The following is an 11,330-nucleotide window of genomic DNA, read 5'->3' as shown; positions in this document are numbered from 1 at the left end:
AGCGGATCAACCCGGGCGGCGAATCGGCCGGCCGCGCCGGATCAGCCGGCGGTGGCGGGCACCCAGTGCCGCACGACGGGAGTCTCGGGCGACCGTTTTCGCAGGGCCGCGACGCTGTGCCGGGCCGGGTTGAGCAGTGCGCTCAGCCAGGAACGGCGGTGCTCGACGAGAGCGGTTGCGACGGCGGAGATCTCGATGCAATGCACGGTGCCCGCCAGGCCCAGACGGTGGCGACCCGTCTGGAGTTTTTTGGTGCCCACTGATGTTCCTTCTCTTGCGTGTTACCGGCCTAAGATCGCCCGCGGCGAACCATAGCCGAACAAAAGTGTGCGTCACCGAATATTGCGCGACATTCACCCCGGCGTGTCGGAATCTTGCCGACAAACGGTCCGTATTCTCCGAAAAAGTTGCGAAACGGTCTCATGGGTGTCACGGAATGGCCAAGCGCTGCACTTGCAGGTGAAACCGCAGACCGGAGGGGGCAACCCTGCTGGGTGCGATGACCGGCGCTGATGCGAGACTGAACAAATGTTGCGAATCGGTCTCACCGGAGGCATGGGCGCGGGCAAATCCACCGTGGCCCGCATTCTCACCGAGCGCGGAGCCGTGCTGGTGGACAGTGACGTCATCGCCCGCGAGGTGGTCGCACCCGGCACCGAGGGGCTGGCCGCCCTGGTCGCGGCCTTCGGCGCGGACATCCTCGCCGCCGACGGCGCCCTCGACCGACCGGCCCTGGCCGCCAAGGCCTTCGCCTCCGACGAGGCCCGCGCCACCCTCAACGGCATCACTCACCCGCTGGTCGGCAAGCGCACCGCCGCGCTCATTGCCGCCGCCCCCGCGGATGGGATTGTGGTGCAGGACATTCCGCTGCTGGTGGAGAACGGCCTCGCGCCCTTCATGAACCTGGTGGTCATCGTGGACGCCGCCGAGGAGACCCGGCTGCGCCGCCTGGTGGAGTTCCGCGGCATCGACGAGGCCGACGCCCGCGCCCGCATCGCCGCCCAGGCCACCGACGCCCAGCGCCGGGCCGTGGCCGACGTGCTGCTCGACAACAATGGCGCGACCGGCGTCATCGATGCCGAGGTGCACCGGCTGTGGGACGAGCGCCTGGTTCCCTTCGAACACAACCTGCGCACCCGCACGCCCGCCGCCCGGCCGGAACTGCCCGTGGCGGACGCGAATCCGGAGTGGCCCGCGCAGGCCCAGCGGGTGATCGCGCGGCTCGCTATGGCGTGCGGCGCGGACGCGCGGAGCATCGAGCACATCGGACCGACCTCGGTGGCGGGCAAACCGGCCGCCGATGTCCTCGACATCCGGATCACGGTCGCGGACGGCGCCGCCGTGGACGGCCTGCGGGATCGCCTGGCGGACATCGGTTTCCCGCCGGTCGTCGCCGGGGACGCGCTGCTCGCCGCGTCGGGTGTGGATCTTGCGGCGGGGGAGCGCCTGCACGCGAACGCCGACCCGGGCCGCCCGGTCAATCTGATCCTCGGCGTCTGAACCGGCCACCGGAGCTCCCTCGACGGTAGCGGGACCGTCTGCACCCCTCGGTGCGGACGGCCCCTCCGTCTCGGCGCCTACATCCAGGTCAGCGTGATGCCCTTGGATGCCAGCCAGGCCTCGAAACTGTGGCCGTGCGCGGCGATTCCATCGATGGTCGAGGTGGCCGACTCGATGGCCTGCTGCGCTTCGGACAGGGTCAGGTAGCCGGCGGCGTGCGCGGCGAGCAGTTCGTCCACATCGAGCAGCTCGACCTCGCGGCCCTGGCGGACCACCAGATCCAGGTAGTGGTCGACGGACTTCCACTGCTTCGGGCCGACCTGCGCGAATTCGCCGATGTCGATGTAGTAGTCCTGGTCGCGCAGGTGCGCGGGGGTGAAATGGAACACTGTGGCGCGGATGGACACCGTTGGCAGCAGCCAGGATTCGATGTAGTGGAACTCGGGATGGTCGGAGGTGCGGGCCATGTACATCCCCCACGGCTCGACCTGGTACCGCTCCACCTGCCGCACGAAACCTTTGGGATCGATATTGGTGAGCTCGTCGATATTGAAGTACTCCACCTTGGGTCGGTGCAGATCTACCGCGGGTGCCCGAGTCATGCCATTCAGCATCGCGTGTCGGGCGGCGGTCGTCCAGGGGAGCGGATGTCGCGTCGCCGACAGATTGCTGGAATCCGGTGCCGACCGGGCCGAATTTTCCGAAAACCCGATCTGAAGCGGTCGCGTTTCGCTATTGTGCGGCTGCGCTGTTCTTTCGCGCGCTTTCGACCCGCCGCGCCTGGGCGGGTGCCTCAACCCAAGGGAAATACCTGCATGAACGCACATACAGCCCGCGCTCGCCGGGTCGGCCTGGGAGTCACGACCTTCGGTGCGGTAGCCGGGGTCATCGTCCTGGCCGCGCCGCAGGCCGGCGCGTGGCCGTCCGATCTGCAAATCTCGGGCGGATCCTCCCACAATGTCGGCTGCTCCTACACCCTCACCGCGACCGTCCAGGTCGACCACCTGCTCTCGGTGAGCTTCAGCGACAACGGCACCGAGCTCACCGGTAGCCCGGTCAGCCCGTCGCTGCTGAGCGACAAGGTGACCATCAACTGGACGCCCAGCACCACCGGTTCGCACACGCTGACCGCCACCCAGGATCTGATCTCGAAGTCGATCACCGTCCAGGTGGATCCGGCCAGCAGCTTCGGTAGCTTCGGCTGTGGACTCAACGGACTGCTGCCGAGCCTGTCCGGCTAGTCGGAGGACGGACAGACCTGTTCGAGCCCGCCCGGTCCGTGCCGCACGGACCGGGCGGGTTCGTTTCTACAGCCAGCTGAGCGTGATGCCCTGCCCTGCCAGCCAGCGGTCGACGTCGTGACCGCAGCCGGCGATGCCGTCCACCACGGCGGTGGCCCGCTCGATGGCGAGATGGGTGCGCGCGGTGTCGAAATGTCCTGCGGCATGGGCGCTCAGCAGCTGATCGATGCCGACCAGCTCGGGCGCCTGGCCCCGGCGTGCCACCACGTGCAGGTAGTGACTCTCGGCCCGCCACTTCTTGGCCTCGCACGGGCCGTACTCGCCGATGTCGAGATAGTAGGTCTGGCTGCGATCGTGGCCGGGCCGCAGATGGTAGACGGTGGCGCGCAGCGTGAGCTCGGGCAGCAGCCAGGACTCGATGTAGTGGAAACGCGGATTGTCCACTGTCCGTTCGACATACAGACCGAACGGTTCTGCATGTAAACGCTCCACGGGGTGTAGAAACCCGCGATAATCGGTCCACGACAGATCCGCGAGATTGAAGTATTCGAGCCTGGGGCGATGCGGAGACACCGGAGGAGTGTTGCCGATCGTGTCGTGGGGGTGTGCGCCATTGGCGGAATTCCGCTGTGGCGTATGCAGACCGGTCATCGCCCTGCCTCTTCTCGAATCGTGCGACCAGCGAGCTCAGAGTACACCCGGGAACCGGGATTCAAACCGTCGTGAACGGACTGAGATACACGCGACACCGCGACGCGCGTGCGGCGCGAAAACCCTTGGGCTAACGGTCAATTCGGACATTTACCGATGGTTTACGAAATCGTATGCGTGGCATGGGGAACCGGGTAGCGGGCGACCCTGTCGACACAGAGTCGAACACCCGGCAACCGTGCCCGAGGCGACGACTGATTTCGTGCAGGCGGGGGTAACTCGCCGGGTACGTCCAGAATCGGTTCGGCACCCAACCGCCGGCCCGGGTTGCCACTGTCGACGGCCCTCGGTCGTCCGCTGAAGGCCCGGGGAGGCGGACCGGATTGTCGGTGGGGGGTCCTAGGCTGGGGACATGGCATTTGCAACCGAGATCCCGGACGACCTGCCGCTCGCTCATTCCGAGCACCGACCCATCGGCGACGTCGAGCGCGTCGACGGGCAGTTCCAGGTCGTCAGCGAGCATCGGCCGGCCGGTGACCAGCCCGCCGCCATCGAGGAGCTCGAGCGGCGCATCCGGGGTGGAGAGAAGGACGTGGTGCTGCTGGGCGCCACCGGTACGGGTAAGTCCGCCACCACGGCCTGGCTGATCGAGCGGTTGCAGCGGCCCACGCTGGTCATGGCGCCGAACAAGACCCTCGCCGCGCAGCTGGCCAACGAGCTGCGCGAGATGCTGCCGAACAACGCGGTCGAGTACTTCGTCTCGTACTACGACTACTACCAGCCCGAGGCCTACATCGCGCAGACCGACACCTATATCGAGAAGGACAGCTCGATCAACGACGATGTCGAGCGGCTGCGGCACTCGGCCACGTCGAGCCTGCTCTCGCGGCGGGATGTGGTGGTGGTCGCATCGGTGTCGTGCATCTACGGCCTCGGCACACCGCAGTCGTACCTGGATCGGTCGGTGGAGCTGGAGGTCGGCACCGAGATCGATCGCGATCGGCTGCTGCGCCTGCTGGTGGATGTGCAATACACGCGCAATGACATGTCGTTCACCCGCGGTAGTTTCCGGGTGCGCGGCGACACCGTCGAAATCATTCCCTCCTACGAGGAATTGGCGGTGCGCATCGAATTCTTCGGGGACGAGATCGAGGCGCTCTATTATCTGCATCCGCTGACCGGTGACGTGGTGCGTCAGGTGGATATGGTCCGGATTTTTCCGGCCACCCACTACGTTGCGGGCCCGGAACGCATGGAGCGGGCCGTGCGGGATATCGAAGCGGAGCTCGACGAGCGGCTCGCGGATTTGGAGAAGCAGGGCAAATTGCTGGAGGCGCAACGACTTCGGATGCGCACCCAATACGATCTGGAGATGATCAGGCAGGTCGGTTTCTGTTCCGGTATCGAGAATTATTCGCGGCATATCGACGGCCGTGCCGCCGGAACCGCGCCGGCCACGCTGCTGGATTACTTCCCCGAGGATTTCCTGCTCGTCATCGACGAATCGCATGTGACCGTGCCGCAGATCGGCGGCATGTACGAGGGCGACATGTCGCGCAAGCGGAACCTGGTGGAGTACGGCTTCCGGCTGCCGTCGGCGGTGGACAACCGGCCGCTCACCTGGGAGGAGTTCGCCGATCGGATCGGGCAGGCGGTGTACCTGTCGGCCACGCCCGGCCCGTACGAATTGGGCCAGACCGGCGGCGAATTCGTCGAGCAGGTCATTCGGCCCACCGGCCTGGTGGATCCGCAGGTGGTGGTCAAGCCGACCAAGGGGCAGATCGACGATCTGGTGCACGAGATCCGGCTGCGCACCGACCGCGACGAGCGCGTGCTGGTCACCACGCTGACCAAGAAGATGGCCGAGGATCTCACGGACTATCTGCTGGGACTCGGTGTGCGCGTGCGCTATCTGCACTCGGAGATCGACACCCTGCGCCGTGTCGAATTGTTGCGGCAGCTGCGGCTGGGTGAATACGACGTGCTGGTCGGTATCAACCTGCTGCGTGAGGGTCTTGACCTGCCCGAGGTCTCGCTGGTCGCGATTCTCGATGCCGACAAGGAAGGTTTCCTGCGTTCGGCCACCAGCCTCATCCAGACCATCGGCCGTGCGGCGCGCAATGTCTCGGGCGAGGTCCACATGTACGCGGACAAGATCACCGACTCCATGCGCCACGCCATCGACGAGACCGAACGCCGCCGGGCCAAGCAGATCGCCTACAACGAAGAGCGCGGCATCGACCCGAAACCGTTGCGCAAGAAGATCGCCGACATTCTCGACCAGGTGTATCGCGAGGCCGAGGAGACCGAGGTCGAGGTGGGCGGCTCGGGTCGCAATGTCAGCCGCGGCCGCCGCGCCCAGGGTGAGCCCGGGCGGGCGGTGAGCGCCGGTGTCTACGAGGGCCGCGATGTGAAGAACATGCCGCGCGCCGAACTCGCCGACCTGATCAAGGACATGACCGCGCAGATGATGAACGCGGCGCGTGAGCTGCAGTTCGAGCTCGCAGGACGACTCCGCGACGAGATCGCCGACCTGAAGAAGGAACTACGCGGTATGGACGCTGCTGGATTATCGTGAGGGAAATTGCCGACGTAACAACTGATTTCGTGCAGGCGGGGGTAACTCGCCGGGTACGTCCCGAATCGGTTCGGCACCCAACCGCCGGCACGGGTTGTCAGCTGTCAGCGGCACTTGGCCGTCCGCTAAAGGCTCGGGGAGGCGGAACTGGCCATCCATTCATTCACACGGCGCTCGGCCTCCTCGCGCGAGACGTCCTCTACCCGCGTCATGACGATCCAGCGGTGGCCGAAGGGATCCATGATGCGGCCGAAGCGGTCGCCGGTGACGAAGGTGGCGGGTTCGGCGACGAAGCGGGCGCCGTTCTCGGAGGCCAGCTTCGAGACGGCGTCCACGTCCGGGCAGTAGTGGACGACACTGGTGTGGACCCAGTCGTCGGCGGGGGCGCGCAGGCCCTCGTCGGGAATGGGCATGCCGACCTGGATGGTGGAGTCGCCGATGAGGAGTTCGGCGTGTGCGGCCTGGCCGTCGGGAAGATCGTTGCGGCTCAGTACCTTCGCGCCGAAGACGGCGGAGTAGAACTCGATGGCCGCATTGGCATCGGGGACGGCCAGGAAGCAGGTGATGGAGTGGTAGCCCTCGGGTATCGGATTCACTGCGTTGCTCATGCGCACTACTCTCGCCGCCGCGGCGGCGATGGTCTTGTAAGAAAGCGACAGGCGCGATGACCGGTGGAAACACTGCCGAAGGGGTCGGCGGAAGCACTGCCGGAGGCCGGTTCTCGCCGCGGCCGGTGCCACCGCCGGAGACCGCCAAGGGCATTCTGTGGCCCCGCCAGCAGAACCGGGCCAACAACCACTCCCGGTTGCCCGCCAACCCGCGGGTGTCCCGCTTTGTCGAGTGGTACTGGGCGGTGCGCTGGGATCGGCGGGGCCAGCCGCCCTTCCGGGCCGAGGTGCTGTCCTATCCCTGCGTGAATCTGACCTTCGAGCGCACCCATGAACGCACCGGCGCCTTCGTCACCGGTGTGTGGACCACCAAGTACGTGCGTGAATTGGCCGGGGAGGGTGAGACTTTCGGGGTCAAGTTCCGGGCCGGCGGCTTCGGCGCGTTCACCGGCCTGGACGTCGGGGCTCTCAGTGATACCTCGGTCCCGGCAACCGATATCTTCCCGGCGGCCGACGCCCTCTCAGCGGCCGTACTCGCGACCGACGATGCCGAACGCCGCCGGGACCTGATCGAGGATTTCCTGGTCGGGGTCCGGCGCGAGGAGGCCGGTGGGGGCGACGACACCGCCTATCGCCAGGTGCTGGCGATCATCGAGGCCATGGAGCATGATCGCGATCTGACCCGGGTCGACCAGGTCACCGAGCGTTTCGGCATTCCCGTCCGGACCCTGCAGCGGCTGTTCCGCCGCTATGTCGGTGCAGGCCCGAAGTGGGTGCTGCGCCGCTATCGCCTCCAGGACGGCGCACATCTGCTGGCCGAGGGCCGCACCTCGGACCTGGCCGCGCTGGCCGTCGAGCTCGGCTACTTCGATCAGGCGCACTTCTCCAACGAGTTCGCCAAGGAGATCGGACTGCCGCCGCTCGAATACGCCCGCATCTCGCTACCATCCTGATGACTGCTGGTCCGGGAATAATTTCAGTACCCCCGAAGTTGGTTGCCGTGTCACCCAATGGCATATCGATCATCGAAGGAGCGGGCTATGGACATGCTGGTATTGATCGGACGGATCCTGTTCGCACTGCTGTTCCTCGGCTCGGGCTTCGGGCATCTCGCGCAGCGGAAGACGATGGTGCAGTACGCGCAGTTCAAGGGGGTGCCCATGGCCGATCTGGCGGTGCCCGCGTCGGGCGTGCTGCTGCTGGCCGGTGGGCTGAGCGTGCTGCTCGGCGTCTGGGCCGACCTGGGCACGCTGTTGCTGTTCGCCTTCCTGCTGCCGACCGCCCTCGTCATGCACCCCTTCTGGAAGGAGACCGACGCGGAGGCCAAGCAGACCGAGATGGTGCACTTCAACAAGGACATCGCGCTCGCCGGCGCAGCGCTCATGCTGTTCGCGTTCTTCGCCCACACCGGCGGGGATCTCGGATTGACGCTCACCGGGCCGCTTTTCAGCCTCTGATCCGATCCGGCCGCGTTAGTATTGCGCGTCATTGATCGGCGGGAGGGAAGAGGATCGCATGTCCATCCTCGGCGCGATTCTCGGCTGGTTGTGGGCCGAATATCGCGAGCTGTGAGGCAAGACCAAGTCACTGTTTCGCGGGCCGTTCGTCGTGCGATGTCACAACGAACGGCCCGCAGCCGGTCCGGGGCATATCGGGCTTGTGACGAATCTCCCAGGGACGCAACACCGTTGGCATATTGTGGGCCAGGTCGCGGCGCTTCGGAAATTCGCTGGTAGCCGAGGCCGTCTTCGCGGCGGGAACCGGAATGAGCCCGGACCTGATCACGGCACGGAAGTGTGATGTGTTGCGATATCGAATATTTCCGCCGGTTATGCCGCTATTGTCAGGCGAAGTTGCCGCGGTGAAAACCCCACCGTCGAGGATTCCGCGGCCCCGACCCTTGTACTTGGAGGAGAAATGACCGCCTACCGGACGATCGTCGTCGGTACCGATGGCTCGGACTCGTCGTACGTCGCCGTCGAGCGGGCCGCGGCTCTGGCCGGCGACGAGGGCGCCACACTGTACATCGCCTGCGCGTATTTCCCGACCGACGACCGCGATGTGGCCGCGGCCGCGGATGTGCTGAAGGACGAGGCATACCAGGTGCGCGGCTCCGCGCCGACCAGCGAGATCCTGCGCGTCGCGCGGGACAAGGCCGTCTCCGTCGGCGCGGTGAACGTAGTGGAGAAGGCCGTTGTCGGCGAGCCCGTGGATTCGCTGCTGGACCTGGTGAAGGAGGTGGAGGCCGACCTGCTCGTCGTCGGTAACCGCGGCCTCAACACCCTGGCCGGTCGCCTGCTCGGCTCGGTGCCGTCGGATGTGGCCCGCAAGTCCCGCTGCGACGTGCTGATCGTGCACACCGTGCGCTGAGCGAACTCCCGTTCCAAGAGAGCGGACCCCGTTCCAGCGAAGCGGCCGAGCCCGATGTGGGCTCGGCCGCTTCGCTGTTCGCCGTCCTGGTCAGCGCAGCCGGTGCAGGACCTCGGGGAGGTCCGCGGAGTGCACGACCGCCAGGCGCTGGGTGGCTCGGGTGAGCGCCACGTACAGATCGTTGACGCCGCGCGGCGATTCGCCCAGGATCCGGTGCGGTTCGGCCAGGATGACCGCGTCGAACTCCAGGCCCTTCACGTCGTGAACGGTGAGCACGCGCACCGAATCATCGGTCAGGTGAGCGAGTTCCGGGGCGAGGTCGTGCGGCACGATGACCACGGTGGTGCCGGGATGCTCGGCCTCCGCGGCGATCAGCCGCTTGACCTCGTCGGCCAGCTCGGGCGCCGCCACCCGGGTCGCGGTGGGCTCGAAGCCGGAGTCGCGGACCGAGCGCGGCGCGGGCGCGGCCGGGTCGATGGCGGTCAGCACGTCCGCCGCCACCGCCATGATCTCCGACGGGGTGCGGTAGTTGACCGTCAGCTCGGTGAGCTTCCAGCGTTTGGCCACATAGGGTTCCAGCACCTGCTGCCAGGACGAGGCGCCCGCCGGGTCGCCGGTCTGGGCCACGTCGCCGACGGCGGTGATCCAGCGATTCGGAATGCGGCGCATGACCATTCGCCACGCCATGGCCGAAAGCTCCTGTGCCTCATCCACGATGACGTGGCCGTAGGTCCAGGTGCGGTCGCCGGCGGCGCGTTCGGCCGTGGTCTGCCGGGTGCGCACCTGCTGGCGCTCGGCCAGCTGGGAGGCGTCGATGAGGTCGTAGGCCATGAGCAGCTCGGGATCCAGATCGTCCTCGAGATCCTGGGGCGCGGAACCGGTGAGGATGTCGAGCGCGTCCTGGGCCTCGGCCAATTGGGCGCGCCAGCGGCGGCGGGCGCGGTCGCGCTCCTCGCTGTCGTCGATGCCGAGCAGTTCGGCCAGCTCGTCCAGCAGGGGCGCGTCCGCGTCGCTGAACTCGCCGCTGTCGGACCGGTACAGCTCGGCCCGGTCGGCGTGGCTCAGCCGCCCGGCGGCATCGGCCAGGCGCTTGGGGTCGGCCCACAGCCCGCCCAGCACCTCCTGCGGGGTGAGGATGGGCCACAGTCCGGCGATGGCGCGCTGGATCTCGGGATCGGCCCGCATCTCGTCGCGGATCTCGGTGAGATCGGTCTGACTCAACAGGTTTCGCCCGCCCAGCGGATTCGCGCCGATGGCGGCGGCCAGCTGATCGGTGAGCGCGTCGACGACGGCGGCGGCGAAGACGGGCCTGGCCAGATTGTGCGGGCGGCGCGAGGAGCGGGCGCGGCCTCGGGCCTTGGTGGCGATCTTGCGGTCCAGTTCCAGCTGGTGCCCGTCGAAGTAGAGCCGGATCGGCTCCCGGGGCACCTCCTGCCAGTCCCGCACTCCCTTCTTGAGCACCTCGAGCATGTCGAGGGAGCCCTTGAGTTCCCCGGCGCGCAGCGAATCCTCCAGTGTCGCTTGGATTCCCGGGTACAGGTTGCCGACGGTGGACAGCAGCACCCCGGTCTCACCCAGCGAGGGCAGCACCTGGCCGATGTAATCGAGGAAGGTCGAGTTCGGACCGATGATGAGCACGCCGGCCTTGTCCAGCTGCTGTCGGTAGGTGTACAGCAGGTACGCCGCGCGGTGCAGCGCCACCGCGGTCTTGCCGGTGCCGGGGCCGCCCTGCACCACCAGCACGCTCTTGTGCTCGGAGCGGATAATGGCGTCCTGCTCGCTCTGAATGGTCTCGACGATGTCGTTCATGTGCCCGGTGCGGGCGGCATTGAGCGCGGCCAGCAGCGCGCTCTCGCTGCCCACGCCGCCGTCGCCGCCGATCACCCCGGCGCGCTGCGCGGCATCCAGGTCCAGGTACTCGTCATTGACCCCGGTGACCGTGCGGTTGCGCGAGCGGATGTGCCGCCGCCGGGTCACGCCGTCGGGCGCGGCGGTGGTGGCGAGGTAGAAGGGCCGGGCCATGGGAGCGCGCCAGTCCAGCAGCAGCGTCTCGTAATCGGCGCTCTCGTCGAGGATGCCGATACGCCCGATGTAGCGGTGCTCACTGTCACCGTTCTCGGCGATATCGATGCGGCCGAAGCACAGGCCGTGTTCGGCAGCGTCGTACTTGGCCAGGTCCTCGGAGTAGAGCTGGGTGAACGACTCGCGCTCACTGCGGGCCTGCGGCGTGCCGCCGGTCTCCAGCAGCACGGTACGCAGCCGTCGCTGGGCGTAGGCGCGCATGCCGTCGAGCTGTTCGTAGAGCTTCGTGAGGTACTGCTGCTCGCGCTCCAGGTCCGGGGAAGCCGCGTTAGCGGAATCGGACACGGAACGCTCCTCGGT

10 protein-coding genes and 1 pseudogene are annotated in these 11,330 nt (G+C 67.1%); 6 read left to right on the top strand and 5 right to left on the bottom strand.

The window, feature by feature from the left end:
• Positions 1-41: 41 nt before the first annotated feature.
• A complete protein-coding gene (locus ACIRRA_RS21435) occupies positions 42-260 on the bottom strand; it encodes a hypothetical protein (protein WP_402770647.1) in 219 nt (72 codons plus the stop codon).
• A gap of 268 nt (positions 261-528) precedes the next feature.
• Between ACIRRA_RS21435 and coaE the strand changes: the two are divergent.
• A pseudogene (gene coaE / locus ACIRRA_RS21430) lies at positions 529-1,479 on the top strand (dephospho-CoA kinase); the annotation flags it as partial.
• Positions 1,480-1,577: 98 nt separating this feature from the next.
• On the opposite strand, the gene ACIRRA_RS21425 reads toward coaE, so the two are convergent.
• Positions 1,578-2,102 (bottom strand): DUF402 domain-containing protein, encoded by a 525-nt coding sequence (locus ACIRRA_RS21425; protein WP_402770645.1) that lies wholly within the window; start codon positions 2,100-2,102, stop codon positions 1,578-1,580.
• A 213-nt stretch (positions 2,103-2,315) separates the two neighbouring features.
• Between ACIRRA_RS21425 and ACIRRA_RS21420 the strand changes: the two genes are divergently transcribed.
• Positions 2,316-2,741 (top strand): hypothetical protein, encoded by a 426-nt coding sequence (locus ACIRRA_RS21420; protein ID WP_402770642.1) that lies wholly within the window; start codon positions 2,316-2,318, stop codon positions 2,739-2,741.
• A gap of 66 nt (positions 2,742-2,807) precedes the next feature.
• On the opposite strand, the gene ACIRRA_RS21415 is transcribed toward ACIRRA_RS21420, so the two are convergent.
• A complete protein-coding gene (locus ACIRRA_RS21415) occupies positions 2,808-3,314 on the bottom strand; it encodes a DUF402 domain-containing protein (protein WP_402770639.1) in 507 nt (168 codons plus the stop codon).
• Positions 3,315-3,804: 490 nt separating this feature from the next.
• Between ACIRRA_RS21415 and uvrB the strand changes: the two genes are divergently transcribed.
• The gene (gene uvrB / locus ACIRRA_RS21410) at positions 3,805-5,970 is read left to right on the top strand and encodes an excinuclease ABC subunit UvrB (RefSeq protein WP_402770636.1); all 2,166 of its coding nucleotides are present in this window, start codon (positions 3,805-3,807) and stop codon (positions 5,968-5,970) included.
• Positions 5,971-6,095: 125 nt separating this feature from the next.
• Here the strand turns inward: uvrB and ACIRRA_RS21405 are convergent, their stop codons facing one another.
• A complete protein-coding gene (locus ACIRRA_RS21405; protein WP_402770633.1) occupies positions 6,096-6,578 on the bottom strand; it encodes a VOC family protein in 483 nt (160 codons plus the stop codon).
• A 56-nt stretch (positions 6,579-6,634) separates the two neighbouring features.
• On the opposite strand from ACIRRA_RS21405, the gene ACIRRA_RS21400 reads away from it, so the two are divergent.
• From ACIRRA_RS21400 to ACIRRA_RS21390, 3 genes are all read left to right on the top strand, one after another.
• Complete coding sequence (locus tag ACIRRA_RS21400) at positions 6,635-7,531, top strand: DUF6597 domain-containing transcriptional factor (RefSeq protein ID WP_402770630.1); 897 nt, start codon at positions 6,635-6,637, stop codon at positions 7,529-7,531.
• An 87-nt stretch (positions 7,532-7,618) separates the two neighbouring features.
• Positions 7,619-8,035, top strand: coding sequence for a DoxX family protein (locus ACIRRA_RS21395; RefSeq protein ID WP_402770628.1), 417 nt, complete (start codon positions 7,619-7,621; stop codon positions 8,033-8,035).
• Between the two features lie 460 nt (positions 8,036-8,495).
• On the top strand, positions 8,496-8,948 hold the full coding sequence (locus tag ACIRRA_RS21390) for a universal stress protein (RefSeq protein ID WP_357002922.1): 453 nt from the start codon (positions 8,496-8,498) through the stop codon (positions 8,946-8,948).
• Positions 8,949-9,038: 90 nt separating this feature from the next.
• Here the strand turns inward: ACIRRA_RS21390 and ACIRRA_RS21385 are convergent, their stop codons facing one another.
• Positions 9,039-11,315, bottom strand: coding sequence for a HelD family protein (locus ACIRRA_RS21385; protein ID WP_402770625.1), 2,277 nt, complete (start codon positions 11,313-11,315; stop codon positions 9,039-9,041).
• Positions 11,316-11,330: the final 15 nt, after the last annotated feature.

It is taken from the genome of Nocardia sp. NPDC101769, from assembly GCF_044766925.1.
Classification (GTDB): Bacteria; Actinomycetota; Actinomycetes; order Mycobacteriales; family Mycobacteriaceae; genus Nocardia.
This window is presented reverse-complemented; position numbering and strand designations above follow the sequence as displayed.

Coding starts and splice junctions, on each gene's coding strand:
- ACIRRA_RS21425 (WP_402770645.1), bottom strand. CDS start 2,102: ATGACTCGGGCACCCGCGGTAGATCTGCACCGACCCAAGGTGGAGTAC.
- ACIRRA_RS21390 (WP_357002922.1), top strand. CDS start 8,496: ATGACCGCCTACCGGACGATCGTCGTCGGTACCGATGGCTCGGACTCG.
- ACIRRA_RS21420 (WP_402770642.1), top strand. CDS start 2,316: ATGAACGCACATACAGCCCGCGCTCGCCGGGTCGGCCTGGGAGTCACG.
- ACIRRA_RS21395 (WP_402770628.1), top strand. CDS start 7,619: ATGGACATGCTGGTATTGATCGGACGGATCCTGTTCGCACTGCTGTTC.
- ACIRRA_RS21405 (WP_402770633.1), bottom strand. CDS start 6,578: ATGAGCAACGCAGTGAATCCGATACCCGAGGGCTACCACTCCATCACC.
- ACIRRA_RS21400 (WP_402770630.1), top strand. CDS start 6,635: ATGACCGGTGGAAACACTGCCGAAGGGGTCGGCGGAAGCACTGCCGGA.
- uvrB (WP_402770636.1), top strand. CDS start 3,805: ATGGCATTTGCAACCGAGATCCCGGACGACCTGCCGCTCGCTCATTCC.